Source organism: Herbiconiux sp. VKM Ac-1786, from assembly GCF_015350805.1.
GTDB lineage: Bacteria > Actinomycetota > Actinomycetes > Actinomycetales > Microbacteriaceae > Herbiconiux.
On record NZ_JADKSG010000001.1, the window covers coordinates 1,965,767 to 1,984,786 of the forward strand.

General features: G+C 69.9%; 21 protein-coding genes and 1 tRNA gene. 15 read left to right on the forward strand and 7 right to left on the reverse strand.

Going from position 1 to position 19,020, the window contains the following annotated elements; all coding sequences use genetic code 11:
- Window positions 1-8: 8 nt before the first annotated feature.
- From ITJ64_RS09640 to ITJ64_RS09650, 3 genes are all read right to left on the reverse strand, one after another.
- Window positions 9-1,199, reverse strand: coding sequence for a pyridoxal phosphate-dependent aminotransferase (locus ITJ64_RS09640; protein ID WP_194680411.1), 1,191 nt, complete (start codon window positions 1,197-1,199; stop codon window positions 9-11).
- Window positions 1,200-1,311: 112 nt separating this feature from the next.
- The gene (locus tag ITJ64_RS09645; RefSeq protein WP_194680412.1) at window positions 1,312-1,929 is read right to left on the reverse strand and encodes a MarC family protein; all 618 of its coding nucleotides are present in this window, start codon (window positions 1,927-1,929) and stop codon (window positions 1,312-1,314) included.
- A complete protein-coding gene (locus ITJ64_RS09650) occupies window positions 1,926-2,930 on the reverse strand; it encodes an AI-2E family transporter (protein ID WP_194680413.1) in 1,005 nt (334 codons plus the stop codon). The genes ITJ64_RS09645 and ITJ64_RS09650 overlap by 4 nt, the downstream gene beginning before the upstream one ends.
- Before the next feature lie 184 nt (window positions 2,931-3,114).
- Between ITJ64_RS09650 and ITJ64_RS09655 the strand changes: the two genes are divergently transcribed.
- The 8 genes from ITJ64_RS09655 to ITJ64_RS09690 all read left to right on the forward strand — a co-directional run bounded on the left by ITJ64_RS09655 (window position 3,115) and on the right by ITJ64_RS09690 (window position 8,971).
- A tRNA-Trp gene (locus ITJ64_RS09655) sits at window positions 3,115-3,187 on the forward strand.
- Between the two features lie 55 nt (window positions 3,188-3,242).
- A complete protein-coding gene (gene secE, locus ITJ64_RS09660; RefSeq protein ID WP_194680414.1) occupies window positions 3,243-3,515 on the forward strand; it encodes a preprotein translocase subunit SecE in 273 nt (90 codons plus the stop codon).
- Window positions 3,516-3,573: 58 nt separating this feature from the next.
- Window positions 3,574-4,506 (forward strand): transcription termination/antitermination protein NusG, encoded by a 933-nt coding sequence (gene nusG / locus ITJ64_RS09665; RefSeq protein WP_370545120.1) that lies wholly within the window; start codon window positions 3,574-3,576, stop codon window positions 4,504-4,506.
- Between the two features lie 125 nt (window positions 4,507-4,631).
- Window positions 4,632-5,063, forward strand: a complete 432-nt coding sequence (gene rplK / locus ITJ64_RS09670; protein WP_194680415.1) for a 50S ribosomal protein L11 — start codon at window positions 4,632-4,634, stop codon at window positions 5,061-5,063.
- Between the two features lie 13 nt (window positions 5,064-5,076).
- The gene (gene rplA, locus ITJ64_RS09675) at window positions 5,077-5,766 is read left to right on the forward strand and encodes a 50S ribosomal protein L1 (protein WP_194680416.1); all 690 of its coding nucleotides are present in this window, start codon (window positions 5,077-5,079) and stop codon (window positions 5,764-5,766) included.
- Window positions 5,767-5,904: 138 nt separating this feature from the next.
- A complete protein-coding gene (locus ITJ64_RS09680) occupies window positions 5,905-7,206 on the forward strand; it encodes a cell wall-binding repeat-containing protein (protein ID WP_194680417.1) in 1,302 nt (433 codons plus the stop codon).
- Window positions 7,207-7,333: 127 nt separating this feature from the next.
- Window positions 7,334-7,870 (forward strand): GNAT family N-acetyltransferase, encoded by a 537-nt coding sequence (locus tag ITJ64_RS09685; RefSeq protein ID WP_194680418.1) that lies wholly within the window; start codon window positions 7,334-7,336, stop codon window positions 7,868-7,870.
- 93 nt (window positions 7,871-7,963) lie between these two features.
- Window positions 7,964-8,971 (forward strand): cell wall-binding repeat-containing protein, encoded by a 1,008-nt coding sequence (locus tag ITJ64_RS09690; protein ID WP_194680419.1) that lies wholly within the window; start codon window positions 7,964-7,966, stop codon window positions 8,969-8,971.
- A 44-nt stretch (window positions 8,972-9,015) separates the two neighbouring features.
- Here ITJ64_RS09690 and ITJ64_RS09695 read toward each other — a convergent pair whose 3' ends face one another.
- A complete protein-coding gene (locus ITJ64_RS09695; protein WP_228507774.1) occupies window positions 9,016-10,041 on the reverse strand; it encodes an NADP-dependent oxidoreductase in 1,026 nt (341 codons plus the stop codon).
- A gap of 241 nt (window positions 10,042-10,282) precedes the next feature.
- On the opposite strand from ITJ64_RS09695, the gene ITJ64_RS09700 reads away from it, so the two are divergent.
- A complete protein-coding gene (locus ITJ64_RS09700) occupies window positions 10,283-10,984 on the forward strand; it encodes a DUF998 domain-containing protein (protein WP_194680420.1) in 702 nt (233 codons plus the stop codon).
- On the opposite strand, the gene ITJ64_RS09705 is transcribed toward ITJ64_RS09700, so the two are convergent.
- The gene (locus tag ITJ64_RS09705; RefSeq protein ID WP_194680421.1) at window positions 10,978-11,763 is read right to left on the reverse strand and encodes an alpha/beta hydrolase; all 786 of its coding nucleotides are present in this window, start codon (window positions 11,761-11,763) and stop codon (window positions 10,978-10,980) included. The genes ITJ64_RS09700 and ITJ64_RS09705 overlap by 7 nt on opposite strands.
- Window positions 11,760-12,407, reverse strand: coding sequence for a YqaJ viral recombinase family protein (locus ITJ64_RS09710; RefSeq protein ID WP_194680422.1), 648 nt, complete (start codon window positions 12,405-12,407; stop codon window positions 11,760-11,762). The genes ITJ64_RS09705 and ITJ64_RS09710 overlap by 4 nt, the downstream gene beginning before the upstream one ends.
- Window positions 12,408-12,579: 172 nt before the next feature.
- Here ITJ64_RS09710 and ITJ64_RS09715 point away from each other — a divergent pair, with 172 nt between their 5' ends.
- From ITJ64_RS09715 to rplL, 5 genes are all read left to right on the forward strand, one after another.
- The gene (locus ITJ64_RS09715) at window positions 12,580-13,344 is read left to right on the forward strand and encodes a response regulator transcription factor (RefSeq protein ID WP_370545153.1); all 765 of its coding nucleotides are present in this window, start codon (window positions 12,580-12,582) and stop codon (window positions 13,342-13,344) included.
- A complete protein-coding gene (locus tag ITJ64_RS09720; RefSeq protein WP_370545121.1) occupies window positions 13,341-14,801 on the forward strand; it encodes a sensor histidine kinase in 1,461 nt (486 codons plus the stop codon). Before ITJ64_RS09715 ends, ITJ64_RS09720 begins: the two co-directional genes overlap by 4 nt.
- Window positions 14,802-14,817: 16 nt before the next feature.
- Window positions 14,818-15,036: a hypothetical protein gene (locus tag ITJ64_RS09725; RefSeq protein WP_194680423.1), complete on the forward strand. Its 219-nt coding sequence runs from the start codon at window positions 14,818-14,820 to the stop codon at window positions 15,034-15,036.
- A 264-nt stretch (window positions 15,037-15,300) separates the two neighbouring features.
- Window positions 15,301-15,816 (forward strand): 50S ribosomal protein L10, encoded by a 516-nt coding sequence (gene rplJ / locus ITJ64_RS09730; protein WP_173182592.1) that lies wholly within the window; start codon window positions 15,301-15,303, stop codon window positions 15,814-15,816.
- A 51-nt stretch (window positions 15,817-15,867) separates the two neighbouring features.
- Window positions 15,868-16,254 (forward strand): 50S ribosomal protein L7/L12, encoded by a 387-nt coding sequence (gene rplL / locus ITJ64_RS09735; protein WP_194680424.1) that lies wholly within the window; start codon window positions 15,868-15,870, stop codon window positions 16,252-16,254.
- Window positions 16,255-16,337: 83 nt separating this feature from the next.
- Here rplL and ITJ64_RS09740 read toward each other — a convergent pair whose 3' ends face one another.
- Window positions 16,338-17,354, reverse strand: a complete 1,017-nt coding sequence (locus tag ITJ64_RS09740) for a LacI family DNA-binding transcriptional regulator (RefSeq protein WP_194680425.1) — start codon at window positions 17,352-17,354, stop codon at window positions 16,338-16,340.
- Window positions 17,355-17,604: 250 nt separating this feature from the next.
- Between ITJ64_RS09740 and ITJ64_RS09745 the strand changes: the two genes are divergently transcribed.
- Window positions 17,605-18,927, forward strand: coding sequence for an ABC transporter substrate-binding protein (locus tag ITJ64_RS09745; protein ID WP_194680426.1), 1,323 nt, complete (start codon window positions 17,605-17,607; stop codon window positions 18,925-18,927).
- Window positions 18,928-19,020 lie beyond the last annotated feature (93 nt).

Consider the following 19,020-nt stretch of genomic DNA (forward strand, 5'->3'; position numbering starts at 1 on the left):
GTGCAGGATCACCCGAACAGCCGCTGCAGCCGCCTCACACCCTCCACCAGCGCCTCGTCGCCGAGCGCGTACGACAGCCGCAGGAACCCGCTCGGCCCGAACGCCTCGCCGGGAACGGTGGCGACCTCGACCTGCTCGAGGATGAGGTCGGCCAGCTCGAGCGAGCTCGTCGGTGTGACGCCGCCCCACTCGCGGCCGAGCAGCCCCGAGACGTCGGGGTAGACGTAGAACGCGCCCTGCGGCATGGGGGTGACGACGCCGGGGATCTCGTTCAGCGCGTCGACGATGGTGCGGCGGCGGCGCTCGTAGGTGGTGCGCATGGTCTCGACGGCGTCCTGCGGGCCGGTGAGGGCCGCGATCGCGGCGCGCTGCGAGATGTTCGCGACGTTCGACGAGAGGTGCGACTGCAGGTTGCCGGCGGCCTTGATGGCATCGGCGGGGCCGACCATCCACCCGACCCGCCAGCCGGTCATCGCGTAGGTCTTCGCGACGCCGTTGACGAGCAGCGTGCGGTCGGCGAGGGCGGGCACCTCGTTCACGATCGACGAGGCGGTGACACCGTCGTAGACCAGGTTCTGGTAGATCTCGTCGCTGATCACCCAGAGGCCGTTGGCCTCGGCCCACTCGCCGATCTCCCTCGTCTGGGCGGGGGAGTAGACGGCCCCGGTGGGGTTCGACGGGGAGACGAACAGGAGCACCTTGCTGCGCGGGGTGCGCGCGGCCTCGAGCTGCTCGACGGTGACGAGGTAGTCCTGCGCGCTGCCGGCGAAGACCTGCACGGGAACGCCGCCGGCGAGGGCGATGGCCTCGGGGTAGGTGGTCCAGAACGGGGTCGGCACGAGCACCTCGTCGCCCGGGTCGAGCAGCGTGGCGAAGGCCTCGTAGACCGCCTGCTTGCCGCCGTTGGTGACGATGACCTGCGACGGCGAGACCTCGAGGCCGCTGTCGCGGAGCGTCTTCTCGGCGATGGCCTCGCGCAGCTCGGGCAGGCCGGCCGCCGGGGTGTAGCGGTGGTTCTTCGGATCGCGCACGGCCACCGCGGCCGCCTCGACGATGTGCTCGGGCGTCGGGAAGTCGGGCTCGCCGGCGGCGTAGCTGATGACGGGCCGGCCCGAGGCCTGGAGGCCCTTCGCCTTCGCGTCGACCTTCAGGGTCGCCGACTCGGCGATGGATGCGATGCGGTTCGAGATGCGTGTCACGGGTTCAGCCTATCCGCCGACACATCCTCAGAACAGGATGCGCGGCCTGCGACGAAGGCCTGGTCGAACATCCGGGCGGATGCACGCCCCGCGCCGATCGCGCGTGCCGGACCTACTTCACCAGCACCGGGAACGCGTCCCCCAGCGCCCCGAGGATCGACTGCACCGCGATCGCCAGCAGCAGCAGCCCGAAGATGCGCGTCACGATGCTCATCCCGGTCGGCTTCACCAGGCGCGCGACCTGCGGGGCGAAGAACAGCGCGACCCCGATCACGATCGACACCGCGAGGATCATCACCCCGCCCGCGAGGTAGTCGACGAGGCTCGAATAGGTCTCCTGGAACGTGATGATCAGGCTGATGGCCCCCGGCCCGGCGATCACGGGGATGGCCAGCGGCACCACGACGGGGGACTGCGCATCCGTCACCGTCACGATGTTCGCCTTGGCCGTCAGCATCGCCCAGCCGATGCTCGCCACCAACAGGTTGCCCGCGATGCGGAACGAGGTCAGGTCGATGCCGAACGCCTGCAGCACCCAGCTGCCGGCCACGAGCGACACGGTCAGCACGGCGAACACCGCGAGCCCCACCAGCAGCCCCAGCCGCTTCTGGCGTGCGACCTCGAGGTCCTTGGTGAGGTTGAGGAAGATGGGCAGGCTGCCGATCGGGTTCGTGATCGTGAGCAGGCCGATCGCGCTCGTGACGAGCGTCGGCGTCGTGATGTCGGTCACTTCAGGGCCTGCCGGGGCACCACGACCTGCTTGACGACGATCAGCACGGAGGCGACGACCGGCACGGCGATCAGCGCCCCGAGCACCCCGAGCAGCGTTCCCCCGACCAGGGCTCCGATGACCACGAGGATGCCCGGGACATCCACCGCCTTGTTCATCACCCTCGGGCTCAGCACGTACGCCTCGACCTGCATGTAGATCAAGAAGTAGATGCCGATGATCAGCGCGGTGACCGGCGACACCGTGAGCGCGACGAAGGTCACCAGCACCGCGCTGATCACGGTGCCGACCAGGGGGATCAGCGCGAGCAGGAACGCCACGACCGCCAGCGCGCCGGCGTAGGGCACGCCCGCGAGCACCATCGCGATGAAGCCGAAGACGCCGTTGGTGCCGGCGAGCAGCACCTGACCGCTGACGTACTTGCCGATCGACACGACGATCTGGTCGGTGATGTCGACGACCGAGGCGCGCGTCGACAGGGGTACGAGCACGTAGAAGCTGTTCTTCACCGCGTCGAGCGAGCCGAGGAAGAACAGGGTGAGCACGACGACCAGGATGCCCCCCGAGACGCCGTTCGCGACGGCGGTGCCGACCTTCAGCACGCCGCCACCGAGCGAGATGAGGTTGACCGGGTCGGAGAGGAAGGTCGCGAGGTCCTTCTCGAGCTGCTGGCTGCCGGCGGCGTCGCCGAACACGCGGGTGAACCAGGGCTCCTTCGTGACCGCGGCGATGGCGCCGGGCAGGTTCTGCACCAGCTCGGCCACCTGGTCGACCACCGCGGGGATAACGAGGAGGAACACGGCGGCCGCGAACGCGATCACCAGCACGAACACGATCAGGATGGAGAAGCCGCGCGGGATGCCCCGCCGCGTCAGCCAGCGCACCAGCGGGTCGAGCCCGAGGGCGAGGAACAGGGCCCCGATGATGCAGATGACGACCGTCGAGAGCTGCGTGAACGCGAAGCCCACCGCGATCGCCACCAGCCCGCCGAGGGTCGCCACGAACCCGATCCTGAATGCGTTGCCGTGCACGCGTGCCCCCGTCTGCTCGCCTTTGCATGGCCGCTCGATCTGACCTACACTTACTGTCGGTAGTCGAAATCTGCCAAGCTTTTCTATGCCTTTTTTCGTGGCCGTCTCTGCGGTCCCGGGGCCAGCGTAGCGAAGCGGCGGCACTTCGACGCTTAGGGCGGTGGCTCAATTGGTAGAGCAGCGGTCTCCAAAACCGCAGGTTGCAGGTTCGAGTCCTGTCCGCCCTGCACCGGCTTGCTGAAGGCGCGCTTTCAGCGAGAAATAGGAAACAAAGGTGAAACGGTGGCACGAAAAGTAATCGACGAACCCTCCGAGGACGTCGTCGAGAACGCCAAGAAGGAGCGGGCTGCTCGACGCAACCCCTTCGCCCGCATCATCCTGTTCATCAAGCAGGTGTTCACCGAGCTGAAGAAGGTCGTCACGCCGACCCGGCGCGAGCTGCTGAACTACACGCTCGTCGTGCTGGTCTTCGTGGTCATCATGATGGCGATCGTGGTCGGCCTCGACCAGCTGTTCGGCTGGCTGGCGATCATCGTCTTCGGAGACCCGGCCTAAGAATTCCGGATGCCCGTGCCGGCTGTGCGCTCGTCGCCGTCGGCCTCATCGACAAGAAGTGGAACCGTCACCAGTGACAGACTCAAAGCCCGAAGAAGCCGGAGTCCCGGCCGACCTCGATGCCCTCCTCGAGGCGATCGACGCGCCGGCCGACCCTGAAGCCGATGCGGTGGTCGACGACGCGCTGAACATCGACACCTTCGACGAGGCCGCCGCGGTGCTCGACGTGCTCGAAGACTCGGAGGCCGACGAGGCCGGGGAGCCCGTCGAGGGTGAGGACGTGGAGGGCGAGGTGGCTCTGGCTGCTGTCGCTTCTGCGCCTGCTTCTTCCTCCGACGAGGGGTCGGGCGACGTCGAGGACGAGACCGAGGTCGACCCCTACGAGGCCTTCCGTGCCGAGCTGCGCTCGCTGCCGGGCAAGTGGTACGTCATCCACTCCTACGCCGGCTTCGAGAAGCGCGTGAAGTCGAACATCGAGAGCCGCAAGACCTCGATGGGCATGGAGGACTTCGTCTTCCAGGTCGAGGTCCCGATGGAGGACGTCGTCGAGATCAAGAACGGTCAGCGCAAGCTGGTCACCCGCGTGCGCATCCCCGGCTACGTGCTGGTGCGCATGTTCCTCAACGAGGACAGCTGGTCCGTCGTGCGTCACACGCCCGGCGTCACCGGCTTCGTCGGCAACTCGCACAACCCGACCCCCCTCCGCTTCGAGGAGGCCTTCAACATGCTGAAGAGCCTCGTCGAGATCAAGGAGGTGCCGACCGCGAAGAACGCCGGCGGCAAGGGCGGCAAGGCCGTCAGCCGTTCGATCCCGGCCGAGGTCGACTTCGAGATCGGCGAGACCATCACCATCAAGGAGGGCTCGTTCGCGGGTCTTCCCGGTTCGATCAGCGAGATCAAGCCCGAGAGCGGCAAGCTCACCGTGCTCGTGTCCCTGTTCGAGCGCGAGACCCCGGTCGAGCTCAGCTTCGACCAGGTCACGAAGCTGTAGAGCCTCTCAGGCTCATCGGCTAAGATTTTCCGGTTGCCCTCCCGGGCATCCGGAACCACCACTGCAGGCAGAAGGCCTGTGGTGGGAGCGCCGCCTGCCAGGCGGCTCGACAGAGAAGAGAAGAAATGGCACCGAAGAAGAAGGTCACAGGTCTGATCAAGCTTCAGATCAACGCCGGCGCCGCCAACCCCGCACCGCCCATCGGGCCGGCGCTGGGTCAGCACGGCGTGAACATCATGGAGTTCTGCAAGGCGTACAACGCGGCGACCGAGTCGCAGCGCGGCAACGTCATCCCCGTCGAGATCACGGTCTACGAAGACCGCTCGTTCACCTTCATCCTGAAGACCCCGCCGGCGGCGGAGCTCATCAAGAAGGCGGCCGGAGTCGCCAAGGGCTCCTCCACCCCGCACACCGTCAAGGTCGCCAAGCTCACCCGTGAGCAGGTGCGTCAGATCGCCGAGCAGAAGCAGGCCGACCTGAACGCGAACGACGTCGCAGCGGCAGAGAAGATCATCGCCGGCACTGCCCGTTCCATGGGCATCACGGTCGAAGCGTAAGGGCGGCAGGAACATGGCACAGAAGTCAAAGGCCTACCGGGCCGCGGCCGAGAAGATCGAGGCCGGCAAGTACTACACCCCCAGCGAGGCCGTGAACCTGGCCCGCGAGACGGGTTCGTCGAAGTTCGACAGCACCGTCGAGGTCGCGCTCAAGCTCGGCGTCGACCCCCGCAAGGCGGACCAGATGGTGCGCGGCACCGTCATCCTCCCGCACGGCACCGGCAAGACCGCCCGCGTCATCGTGTTCGCGACGGGTCCGGCCGCTGAGGCCGCGATCGCCGCGGGCGCCGACGAGGTCGGTGGCGACGAGCTGATCGAGAAGGTGGCCGGCGGCTACACCTCGTTCGACTCCGCCGTCGCGACCCCGGAGCTCATGGGCAAGGTCGGCCGTCTCGGAAAGGTGCTCGGCCCCCGCGGCCTCATGCCCAACCCGAAGACCGGCACCGTGACGCCCGACGTCGCGAAGGCCGTCAACGAGATCAAGGGCGGAAAGATCGAGTTCCGCGTCGACAAGCACGCCAACGTGCACTTCGTCGTCGGCAAGGCCGCGTTCACCCCCGAGCAGCTCGACGAGAACATCGCCGCGGCGCTCGAAGAGGTCGTTCGTCTGAAGCCGAGCTCCTCGAAGGGCCGCTACATCCAGAAGGGCGCCGTCTCGACGACCTTCGGCCCGGGCATCCCGCTCGACGTCAACGCGATCTAGGTCGCGTCTGCAGCACCCTGGAAGGGCCCGCCTCACGGCGGGCCCTTTCTGCGTCTTGGGTAGCAATTACTCATAACCCCTCCTTGTCGTCTGGCTTCAAGATCGCAATGACCCGTTTCTGCGATCTCGAAGGACCTCATGTCTGCTCTTCCCGTGCCTGCGCGCCCCGCCGTTCTCGGCGCCCTGTCCGCTGCCGTCGTCCTCGGTCTGCTCGTGTCCGGGGTGCCGGGTAGTGCGTCGGCCGTCGAACCGGTCGAGCCGCCGGAGGTGAACTGTCCCGCATCGGTGGGTGCGGTCGACTATCCGCTCGCCAGTCCGCGCATCGCCGAGTCGTCCGTCGCGGTCGAAATCATCGCCGGGGCGCTCCCGAAGGGGCTCCGGCTCGATCCGGGACCCGAGGGTTGGTTCGTCACCGGCAAGCCCGAGGTAGCCGGCGTCAGCACGGTCGCCCTCCAGGGCGTCGTCATGAAGCCCGACGGAACGAAGACAACGGGCGAAGCGATCTGCACGATCGAGGTGCGGTCGGCACCGAAGGTCACGCGCATAGCCGGTGCGGACCGGTTCGCCCAGTCCGTGGCGGTCGCCGAAGGGTTCTTCGAGAGCGCCGAGACGGTCTTCGTCGCGAGCGGCGAGAAGTTCCCCGACGCGCTGAGCGCCACCGCGATCGCCGCGGCGAACAAGGCGCCCCTGCTGCTCACGACCGCCGCGTCGATGCCGGCCGAGGTGCTCGCCGAGATCGTGAAGCTGGCGCCCAAGAACGTCGTAGTGGTCGGTGGATCCCTCGCGATCAGCGACGCGGTGGTGGCGCAGATCGACGCCGCTTCGACCGCCACGATCACCCGCGTGGGCGGTGCCGACCGCTTCGAGGTCTCGCGCAACCTCATCACCCACCCGGTCTTCGGGCTCAAGTCGTCCAAGCGCATCCACCTGGCGACCGGCACGAACTTCCCCGACGCACTCACCGCCTCTCCGCCGGCGGCCGTGGCGGGTGCGCCGGTGCTCCTCGTCAACGGATCGGCGACGTCGCTCTCCGCCGCCGAGTCGGCCGTCGTCACTGGACTGGGTGCGAAGGAGGCCGTCATCTCCGGCGGCCCGCTCTCGATCAGCACCGCGCTCGAGAAGAGCGTCGCGACGACGCTGACCGTGACCCGCTTCGCCGGCTCCGACCGCTACGACACCGGCATCCAGACCAACGCGGGTTCCTTCCATGAGGCCCGCACGATGTTCCTGGCCAGCGGCTCGGCCTTCCCCGACGCTCTCAGCGGCGGCGTCGTGGCCGGCATCGGCGGCAGCCCCCTCTACGTGACCCAGAGCTGCGTCTCCACGCCGCTCTACTTCGAGATCGGCCGACTCGCCCCCGAGAACGTCGTCATCCTCGGCGGCGTGAACGCCCTCGGCGCCGACCTCGACACCCTCAAGCCCTGCTCCCTCGACGGCTGACCCTCGACGTTCCGGCCCCCTCCGGCGCCACCGTTCTGACCTGGAACGGATGGGCCGGTCGGGACTGGTTTGCGGGCGGGGTCGTGTTGCGAGGGGCGGGATGGGGCGGCGCGGGTACGTTGGGGGGATGGCGACCAGGGTTCGGCGGGCGCGTCCGGAGGACGTGGGGATCGTCGCTGCCGTGGCCGCCGAGACGTTCGAGCTGGCGTGTCCGCCGTCGACGTCGGCGGAGGCCATCAGTGCGTTCGTCGGAGAGAACCTTTCCGAGGCTCGGTTCGCCGGGTATCTCGCGAGCGGGAGCCACACGATCCTGCTCGGCGACATCGACAATCAGATCGCCGGGTACACGATGCTCGTGGCGGGGGAGCCAGCCGATCCGGACGTCGCCGCCGCGGTGGTGCGGCGACCGACCGTCGAGATCAGCAAATGCTACGTGCGGGCCAAGTTCCACGGGCAAGGTGTCTCGCGGGCGCTGATGGAGGCGTCGATCGAGGAGGCCCGCGCGGCGGGGGCGGCCGGGGTGTGGCTGGGGGTCAATCAGCAGAACTCGCGGGCGATCCGCTTCTACGAGAAGAGCGGGTTCGCGAAGGTGGGCGTGAAGCGCTTCCTGGTAGGCGACGAGCTGCACGACGACTTCGTGCTCGAGCACCCACTCGACGCCTGACCCGGGGGCCTGCCGGTGAGTAGCAACTGCTCATAACGCGTCCGGGCGGGTCGGGGTAAGGCTAGGGGGATCCTGATCTGAGACGAGCCCCCCATGCGCCGATACATCACCGCTGTTCTCGCGCTGCTCGCCGTGCTCGGGGCAGTGGTGATGCCGGTTCGCGCCGAGGCGGGCGAGGGGGCGGGCGCGCTGCCGCGGCCGGAGCGGGTGAGTGGGGTGGATCGGTACGCGGGGGCTGTGGCCGCGTCGGTCGCGATGGGGTGGCGGCACGTCGAGACGGTGTATGTCGCCAGCGGCGAGAACTTTCCGGATGCGCTGAGTGCGGCGTCGGTGGCCGGCATCGCCGGGGCGCCGCTGCTGCTGACCGCGCGGGAGGCGCTGCCCGAGGTCGTGCGGCGGGAGATCGTGCGGCTGACTCCCGCGACGGTGGTCGTGGTGGGTGGGGAGCTGGCCGTGTCCGAGGCGGTGGCGCTCGAGCTGTCGCGGGCCGCGACCGGAGCGACGGTGACGCGCATCGCGGGGGCGGATCGGTACGAGGTGTCGCGGAGGCTGGTGTCCGACGCCAGCGTCGGGGCGGTGGGGTCGCCGTGGCTGATCGCGGCGACCGGGCGGCAGTTCCCCGACGCGCTGAGCTCGGCCCCGGTGGCCGCGCAGCTTTCGTCGCCGGTGGTGCTGGTCGACGGGCTCGAGGCCGAACCGACGGCCGCCGAGACGGCGCTGCTCACCGAGATGGCGACGACGAGCGTGCTGCTCGCGGGCGGCACGGCGTCGATCTCCGCTCCGCTCGAGACGGCGCTGAAGCGCACGGTGCTGACCCAGCGGTTCGACGGGGTCGATCGCTTCGCCACGTCGGTGGCGCTGAACGCGACGTTCACCGAGGCGAAGATCGCCTACCTGGCGAGCGGCCGGTCGTTCCCCGACGCGCTGAGCGGCGGGCCCCTCGCCGCCCGCTTCGACGCTCCGCTCTACCTCGTGCGGCAGGACTGCGTCCCGCAGGTGGTGCTCGACGACCTCACCCGGCTGGCCCCCGAGAAGATCGTCCTACTCGGCGGCTCGCTCGTGCTGACCGGTGGCGTCGAGGCGCTCACGCCGTGCCCCTAGCCCGAAGCCCGAGCCACAGCCCGCCCGCGAAGCGACGGCGCCGATCAGAAGGGCAGCGACGCGACCTGCAGCACGAGCTTGCCCCGGGTGTGGCCGCCCTCGAGCGCGCGGTGGGCCGCGCCGGCCTCCGAGAGCGGGAAGACGCGGTCCACGTGCACGTGGACGTCGCCCGAGTCGATCAGCCGGGCGATGACGGCGAGCGTCGCCGCGTCGGGCGCGACCTTGAAGGTGGTGGCGCGCATCCCGGCCGCCGCGGCCTCGGCCTCGAAGGTCGGCCAGCTGCCCGTGGGCACGTTCACGATCAGGCCGCCCGGGCGCAGGGTCGACAACGACCGGGTGCCGGTCGAGTCGTGCAGGTTGCCGACCAGGTCGATCACCACGTCCTGGTTCGAGACGCGGTCCTCGAAGGGTCCGGCGGCGTAGTCGAGCACCGTCGCCGCTCCGAGCTCACGGAGGAAGCCCTGGTTGGCCGCCGATCCGGTGGCCGTCACCCGGGCGCCGAAGTACGAGGCGAACTGCACCGCGAAGTGACCGACACCGCCCGCGCCGGCGTGGATGAGCATCCGCTGCCCCTCGTGCGCCTTCGCCAGCTCGACCACGAGACCCCAGGCGGTGAGCGCGGCGAGCGGCACCGCGGCCGCCTCGACCAGCGAGAGCGACTTGGGCTTGCGCGCCACCTGCAGCGTCGGCGCGGCGACGTACTCGGCGTACGATCCGGCCCCGCGCGGCACCGACATCATGCCGTAGACCTCGTCGCCGACGTTCAGCGGGTGCCCGGCGAACGGCGTCTCGACGACGACGCCCGCGAAGTCGTAGCCGAGGATGCACGGCAGGGACGGGATGGCGTAGGCCACCCCGTTCCCCGCCCGCGTCTTCGCGTCGAGCGGGTTGATACCGGCGGCGGCGACCTTGACGAGCACCTCGGAGTTCACGCGGACAGGCGAGTCCACGGTGCCGACGTGCAGCTGGGTCGCGTCGCCGAACGAGTCCAGCAGCACCGCCCGCATGGTCTTCGGGTGGGTGAGGGTGGGACTCGAGACGCCCGGCGATCCACTCCACTGCTCGATCATCCACTGCCCTTCCGTCGTGTTCCGTGGTGCATGGGGAGAGCTCGGGCCACCCGCCTCGCTGCGTCGCCGATTCGGCTGCTCCCACGCTAGGGTCCGAATGATTCGCCGGTGTTTCCGGAACGTCACCGAGGTGCAAACTCGGCGGCTCCGGGTTAACATTCGGTGAAGCCGGCCGGCGCTGCACGCGGGGTCGACCGGCCGCCGCAGACGACGATGCCGCCGCAGAGAAGAGACCCACCCGATGACCCGAGCCCGAGCGGCGGCCCTCACCCTCGCCGCCGCGCTCGCCGCCGTGGGCCTCATCCTGATCTGGGCCGCCCGGCTCTCGGCCGACCGCTTCCTCTACGTCAGCGAGCTCGGAGCCGACGGCGAGCCGACGGCCGTGGTGTTCCGCTGGGCGATGACCGCGGTGGCCGTCGGGGCGGCGATCACCGCGCTGGCGATGCCCGCGGGCGCGCTCACGCCCCGCGGCCGCGTGCTGCGCGCCGTCCCGCCCGCCCTGGTGCTGCTCGTCGCGGCGGCGGCGTTCGGCCTCGCCTCCCAGGTCACCTGCACACGCTACTGCCCGCTCCCGGTGGGCCCGGGCTTCACCTGGCAGGACCTCGTGCACACCTCGGCCGCGGTCGTCGGCTTCGCCGGGGCCTCCTGGGTCATGCTGCAGGTGGCGTCGGATGCTCGGCTGAAGCGCCTCGCCCGGTTCTCCCTCGTGGCGGCCCTCGCCGTCGCGCTCATCGCCGCGACCGGGGGCATCCTGTCGCTGCTGCAGTTCGGCACCGAGGTCGGAGGCCTGCTCGAGCTCGTGGCGACCACCGTCGCCCTCGCCTGGCTGGTCGGGCTGTCGCTCTTCCTCGCGATCGAGACGGTGTCACCGCCGCCGAGAGCGACCGAGCGCGACGCGGAGCGCCGGTACGAGCGCGTCGAGGTTCCTCCCGCGGTCTACTGACCGCCCCACCCCAACCACGCCGCGACGCCCGCCCGGGTCGCCCGCACGTACGCCCCGTACCCGTCGTCCCGCGCCGGCAGCGGGATGCTCACGGCGCCGTCGAGCTCGTCCATCCACAGCTCGGCCACCGACACCGGGTGCGCCGGGTCGCGCGGCGCCCACGCGATCGCCGTCGGCACCCCGATCGACGCCAGACTCTCCGAGGCGGAGAACGCCACCGACCGCGGGATCTCGATCAGCCGCCGAGCCCGCGTCGCGGCACCGGGCGACCGGAACTGCTCCAGCAGCCCCTCGGCCCCGAGCGGTGACTCCTCGAGGGCCTGCCGGTAGAGGTCGGTGCCCCGGAACGCGCGCTCGCCCTCGACCGCCCCGAGCCGGGTCAGCAGCGACCCGATCACGGGGAACGGCAGCAGGTTCCGCGGCAGCGGCACGTCGGTGAAGGCCGGCCGCACGAACACGAGCCGGGTGATGGCCAGCGCACCGGGCGCCGGTGCCGAGGCCGCCGCGGCCAGCGCGAGCCGCAGCGCGATCCCCGCGCCCATCGAGATGCCGATCACCGTCAGCGGGGCGTCGCCCACCGATGCCCGCACCCGCGACGCGAGATCCGACGCGAGTGCGTCGAGCGAGAACGACGACGCCGGCCCCGACACCCGCTGGTCGTCTCCGTGCCCCCGCACGTCGGGCGCCAGCACGGTCTCGGTGGGCGGGATGATCGGCGAGAACAGCGACAGCGGCTGCGCGGGCGACCCGCCGAGGCCGTGCAGGAGCAGCGTCGTCACACGCGGCCCCGCTCCCCGCGCATCCACGCCAGCAGCTCGTCGGCGCGGCGCACGAGCAGCTCGATCTGCGACTCGTCGCGGTCGACCCACTGGCACCGCGGGTCGGACGCCAGCGGCACGAAGTCGACGTGCTGCTCCCACACCACCAGCGTGCGCTCGGCGCCGAGCACGTACTGCTGCCACCACACCTGCCGCAGGTACGAGCGGGGGATGCGCGTCCACGGCTTCGACGTCGTCTTGATCTCGGCCAGCTCGAGCGACCCCTCGGGCGTCACCCGGATGCCGTCGGGCGTGGCGAGGTGCCGGCGCTCCCGGGCGGCGTGGAAGAGGGCGACGCTCGGCTCGATCAGGTGCTCCTGCAGCACCCAGGCGGCGATCTCGGGCTCGCGGGCGCGGCCGTGGTCGGTGAAGGCGTTGCCGCCGAAGCCCGAGCCGTTGAACTTCTCCCAGGCGACCGCGCGCACGGCGGCGTCGCTGGCGAGCCGTGCGGCATCCGTCGCCGTGACCCCGCGGCTGCGGGCGCGCAGCCAGGCCACCCGGTCGGTCGAGGCCGCCACCACCCGCGCGAGGTGCGGCGGCGGGGCCGGCGCGGGCACCGCGACCTCGTGCTCCTCCCAGGGGAAGGAGAGCAGGGTGTCGGTCACCCCTCCATTCTCACCCGAGCCACCGTCATCGAGGTCAGCCGGGCGGCACGGCGAGCGGATGCGCGCCCGCACGACCACGAGCGCAGACCCCGACCGGCCGCGACTTTCTCAGACCACGCAATGCCGGCTCATAGACTCCTCATAGCCCACTGCCAATACTGGAGATGTGACTATCGACGGCTCCCTCCTCAGTGGCGACTCCCGCAGCAACCCCGCCAAGCAGCCCCGCCTGCGCCGGGCCGACGGCTCGCCCGTGCGCGCCCTCGTCGTCGACGACGAGAACACCCTCACCGACCTGCTCTCGATGGCGCTGCGCTATGAGGGCTGGGAGGTCAAGACGGCGAGCGAGGGGCGCCAGGCCATCACGATCGCCCGCGAGTTCCGCCCCGACGTGATCGTGCTCGACGTGATGCTGCCCGACATCGACGGGCTGCAGGTGCTGAACCGCATCCGCGGCGACGGCCACGAGACCCCCGTGCTCTTCCTCACGGCGAAGGATGCGCTCGACGACCGCATCGCCGGGCTCACCGCCGGCGGCGACGACTACGTCACCAAGCCGTTCAGCCTCGAGGAGCTGGTGGCGCGCCTGCGCGGGCTCATCCGCCGCTCGACCCTCGTCGTGGCCGACGCCGACGACCCGATCGTCACCGTCGGAGACCTCGAGCTGAACGAGGACAGCCACGAGGTCTTCCGCGACGGCGAGCCGATCGAGCTCACCGCGACCGAGTTCGAGCTGCTGCGCTACCTGATGCGCAACCCGCGGCGCGTGCTGAGCAAGGCCCAGATCCTCGACCGGGTCTGGAGCTACGACTTCGGCGGCAAGTCGAGCGTGGTCGAGATCTACATCTCCTACCTGCGCAAGAAGGTCGACGCCGGCCGCACGCCGATGATCCACACGGTGCGCGGAGCCGGCTACATGCTGAAGCCCGCGCTGTGACGCTGCGGCGCACGCTGATCGCCAGCGTGCTCGGCCTGATCGCCCTCGCCGGCGTGATCATCGGCGTCGTGAGCACGGTGGCGCTGAACGGCTACCTCGTGAACCAGCTCGACTCGCAGCTGCGCGAGGCGTCGAACCGCACCCTCTCGACCCTGCAGGGCGAGGGGCAGGGCGGTCCTCCGCAGGCGGGCTTCGGCCTCGGGCAGGCCTCCGGCACGGTGGCGGCCGTCGTGGCCGAGGGCGGATCGGCCGGTCTCGTGCTGAGCGAGGACGGCACCGCCGACTACCTCACCGAGTCGCAGCTCGCCGCCCTCTCTGGTGTCACCGCGGGCCCCGAGCCGGTGACGGTCGACATCGGCGACCTCGGCGGCTACCGCATCGAGGTGCAGTCGGTCGCGACCACCACGGGCGCCCCGGCCCTCGTGGTGACGGGCCTGCCGCTCCGGGACGTCGAGGGCACGCTGCAGCAGCAGATCGTCGTGATCGTGATCGTCACCGCCGGCGCCATGGCGCTGGCGGCCGTGGCGGCGTTCCTGATCATCCGTCTCGCCCTGCGGCCCCTCGACCGCGTCACCGCCACCGCCACCCGGGTGGCCGAGCTGCCCCTGGACCGCGGTGACGTCGCCCTCGCCGAGCGGGTGCCGGCGGCCGACACCGACCCGCGCTCCGAGGTGGGCCGGGTGGGCCTCGCCTTCAACCGGATGCTCGAGCACGTCGCCTCGGCCCTGACCTCCCGGCAGCAGAGCGAGAACAAGGTGCGGCAGTTCGTGGCCGACGCCAGCCACGAGCTGCGCACACCGCTGGCGAGCATCCGGGGCTATGCCGAGCTCACCCGGCGCACCGCCCCGGAGCTGCCGGGCGACGTGGCGCACTCGCTCGGCCGCATCGAGTCGGAGGCCACGCGCATGACCACCCTGGTCGAGGACCTGCTGCTGCTCGCCCGGCTCGACGCCAAGCCCGAGCTCGCGACGACCGAGGTCGACCTCTCGCTCGTGCTCGTCGACGCGGTGAGCGACGCCCACGTGGCGGGCCGCGACCATATCTGGGACCTCGAGCTGCCCGAGGAGCCGGTGACCGTCTCGGGCGACCCCGAGCGGCTGCACCAGGTCGTCGCCAACCTGCTGGCCAACGCCAGGGTGCACACCCCGCCCGGCACGCGGGTGACGGTCTCGGTCGACGGCTCGGCGGGTGCTCCGGATGCTCCGGTCGCCCTCGTGCGGATCGCCGACGACGGCCCCGGTATCGCGCCCGAGCTGCTGCCGACGCTGTTCGAGCGCTTCGTGCGCGGCGACGTCTCGCGCTCGCGGCACCAGGGCAGCACCGGCCTCGGCCTCGCGATCGTGAAGGCGGTGGTCGACGCCCACGGCGGTGCCGTCTCGGTGGAGAGCGAGCCGGGGGCGACGGTGTTCACGGTGGCGCTGCCGCTGGTCTCGATCGCGACGAGCCGGGAGCTGTGAGGGGTACGGTGAGACCATGACCGATCAGCAGAACGAGCCCATCATGGCCGGCGCCGACGACGCCGCGCTCACCGAGAAGGTCGAGGGCGTGCTCGCCCAGGTCAAGGCCGATTCCCCCGACGCCTCCTCGGCCGAGATCGCCGAGCTGCTGCGCGAGCGGCTCGACCAGGCCGGCCTCGAGGTCGACGACGACGAGATCGGGCGCCTGGCCGCCTGGGAGGCCGGCGAGAGCTGATTTGCAACCGGCGGCCGGGTGCCTTAGGCTTCACGAGGCCAAAGACCGCCGGTCGTCGGTGTGCGCTGCTGAGAAGCAGAGTTCACCGGCCGAAGATTCGTGAGAGCGAAGACCTGCGCAGGTGTACGAAGTAAGTCTCCAGCGTTCTGCTGTGTTCTCGCTCCGGCCTCCTGCGCCGGAGCTTTTCTTTTTCTTCTCCCAGAGCTCCTCTCCAGGTGCACCCGGTGGTCGTCCCGGCCGACACCATCGATTACTAGGAGCGCCATGGCGAACAAGGAAGCCTCGGTTGCCGAGCTCACGGAACTCTTCCAGAGCTCGACCGCCGTTCTGCTGACCGAGTATCGCGGTCTCACGGTCGCGCAGCTGAAGCAGCTGCGCGGAAGCATCCGTGAGCACGCGTCATACGCCGTGGTAAAGAACACGCTGACCAAGATCGCGGCGAACAACGCCGGCATCTCGTCGTTCGACGACGAACTCGCCGGTCCGTCCGCGATCGCCTTCGTCCACGGTGACCCCGTGGCCGTCGCCAAGTCGCTGCGTGACTTTGCCAAGGCAAACCCTCTTCTGGTCGTGAAGGGCGGGTACTTCGACGGTAACCCCCTGACCGCCGACGAGGTCACCAAGCTCGCCGACCTCGAGTCCCGTGAAGTCCTGCTGGCGAAGCTCGCCGGTGCCTTCAAGGCCTCGCTGTTCGGTGCCGCCTATCTCTTCAACGCCCCGCTGTCGAAGGCCGTTCGCACGGTCGATGCGCTGCGTGAGAAGCAGGAGTCCGCGTCCTGAGCTCCGGCTCCGGCACGCGGTTGAACTAACTACCACAACAAGGAGAACAACATGGCAAAGCTTTCCACCGAGGAACTGCTCGAGGCTTTCAAGGAGCTCACGCTCATCGAGCTGAGCGAGTTCGTCAAGGCGTTCGAGGAGACCTTCGAGGTCACCGCGGCTGCCCCCGTCGCCGTCGCCGGCCCCGCCGCTGCCGGTGGCGCCCCCGCCGAAGAGGCTGAGGAGCAGACCGAGTTCGACGTCATCCTCGAGGCTGCCGGCGAGAAGAAGATCCAGGTCATCAAGGAGGTGCGCGCCCTCACCAGCCTCGGCCTCGGTGAGGCGAAGGCACTCGTCGACGGTGCTCCCAAGGCCGTCATCGAGGGCGCCAACAAGGAGACCGCCGAGAAGGCCAAGGCCCAGCTCGAAGAGGCCGGCGCCACCGTCACCCTCAAGTAGTCTTCTCTGCTTCGAAGCGGATGCCCGGGCCTCACGGCTCGGGCATCCGTCGTTTAACCGGCCGCCCCTGATCGGCGCGGCGGTCAGCGCCGCGGGGGAGCCGTGGACGAGCGGATGACCAGCCGCGCCGGCACGAAGGTGTGCTTGGACGGCGGCGTCCAGCCCGGCTCCTCCAGCTGGCGGATCACCCAGTCGACCGCCTGCTCGCCCTGCAGGTCGGGCCGCTGCCCGATCGAGGTGAGCCCGAACATCTCGCTCAGCGGGTGGTCGTCGATGCCGATCACCGACAGGTCCTCGGGCACCGACAGCCCGAGCTCGCGCGCGGCGAGGATGACCCCGATGCCGACCTCGTCGCAGGCCGCGAACACGGCCGTGGGGCGGCGCCGCGGATCGCCGAGGAGCTGCTTGCCCACCCGGTAGCCGCCCGGGATGTCGAAGGGCGTCGCGACGTGGGAGTCGGAGTCGTAGCGGATGCCCGCCGCCTCCAGCGCCTCGCGGTAGCCGCGCAGCCGCTTGGAGTGCACGTGGAAGTCCATCTGCTCGTCAATGTCGCCGCCGACGTGCACGATGTCGCGGTGCCCGAGCAGCAGCAGGTGCTCGGTGGCGAGGCGCGCGGCCTCGATGTCGTCGATGCTGAGGGTGGGGATGCCGACCAGCGGCCCGCCGATGCCGGCGATGGGCTTGCCGAGCGAGAGCAGCCGCTCGGCCTCGGGAGCGGTGATCTCGAGGGTGACGGCGATCACGGCGTCGACCCGCTTGCGCACGAGGAAGTACTCGAAGACGCGGCTGCGCTCCTCGACCGTCTTGGTGGTGTTGTAGAGCATGAGGTCGTAGCCGCGGTCGAGCAGCGCCCGCTCGACACCCTCGATGATGCTGCCGAAGAACCACTGGTTGATCTCGGGGATGATCACCCCGACGTTGTTCGTGCGGCCGGTGACGAGGCTCGAGGCGCTCGAGGAGACGACGTAGCCCAGCGTCGCGGCGGCGGCGGAGACCCGGGTGCGCGTCTCGGCCGAGACGTAGCCGCGCCCGCTCAGGGCGCGCGACACCGTGGCCTTCGAGACCCCGGCGAGAGTCGCCACGTCTTCGATCCCCGACACGACGACCTCCTCGTCTTCCCGTGTGCAAACGCTTCCAGAATCCTAGCGCCACCTGACAGCGGATGTGGAGCACCAGTTTCGCGATCACCCTCTCGTCTGCTAGCGTGAGAGCGCTCTCTCCGAACCAATCGTTACCTTCTCGAGACATCGAGGACGCGGCTTGTCATTTGGTGGGAGTTATGGAAAGGTTTCCCTACACGCGCCTCCGAAGGCACCACGACGGAGCGCACAAACTCAATGAGGAGGAGATATGCGGTCACTTTCGCACCGCCGTGTCACAGCACCCATCGCCATCGCGGCGGGCCTCGGGCTCGCACTCGTCGGCTGCTCCGGCGGAGCCGGCGGCGGAGCGGCGGGCGGTGAGGCCGGTGAGGCCGACGGCGTCGTCACCGTCTACGGCACCATCGCCGACACCGAGGCCGAGCTTCTCGAACAGTCCTGGGCGGACTGGGAGAAAGAGAACAACATCGACATCCAGTACGAGTCGTCGAAGGAGTTCGAGTCCCAGATCGGCATCCGCGCGCAGGGTGGCAACCCGCCCGACCTCGCGATCTTCCCGCAGCCGGGCCTGCTCGCCGACCTCGCGTCGCGCGGCTTCATCCAGAAGGCCCCCGAGGGCGTCGAGAAGAACGTCGACGAGTACTGGTCGACCGACTGGAAGGCCTACGGCACCGTCGACGACACCTTCTACGGTGCTCCGCTGATGGCCAGCGTCAAGGGCTTCATCTGGTACTCCCCGAAGCAGTTCGCCGACAACGGCTGGGAGGTCCCGAAGACCTACCAGGAGATGGTCGACCTGACCGCGAAGATGCAGACCACCCTGGGCTCGGCCCCGTGGTGCGCCGGCTTCGGCTCGGGCGACGCCACCGGCTGGCCGGGCACCGACTGGGTCGAAGACCTGGTGCTGCGCCAGAGCGGCCCCGACGTCTACGACCAGTGGGTCAAGAACGAGGTCAAGTTCACCGACCCCGCGATCAGCGACGCCTTCACCTCCGTCGGCGACATCCTGCTCAACCCGAGCTACGTCAACGCCGGTTTCGGTGACGTCAAGTCGATCAACGCGACCGCCTTCGGCGACGTGGCGAACGCCATGGCCGACGGCAGCTGCGCGCTGACCCACCAGGCCTCGTTCTTCGACGGCTTCCTCACCGACGCCGGAGCCACGGTCGGCCCCGACGCCGACATCTGGGCGTTCGTCACCCCCGCGGTGAACGAGGGCGAGACCGCCGTCACCGGTGGTGGCGAGATCGTCGGAGCGTTCTCGAACGACGCCGACACCGTCAAGGTGCAGGAGTACCTCTCGAGCCCCGAGTGGGCCAACAGCCGCGTGTCGCTGGGTGGCGTCATCTCCGCGAACAAGGGCCTCGAGGCCTCCAACGCGCAGAGCCCCATCCTGCAGCAGGCCATCGGCATCCTCCAGGACGAGAAGACCACGTTCCGGTTCGACGCCTCCGACCTGATGCCCGGTGCCGTCGGCGCCGGAACCTTCTGGAAGGGCATGGTCGACTGGATCAACGGCACGCCGCAGGACGAGGTCCTGACCTCCATCGAGGGCGGCTGGCCGACCGAGTAGGTCGACCCGTCCATCCATAGACAGAACGGTCGCGATGAGGCCGCCCGAACCCTCGGGCGGCCTCCTTGCACCCTGGTGCTACGGTGTCCTCAC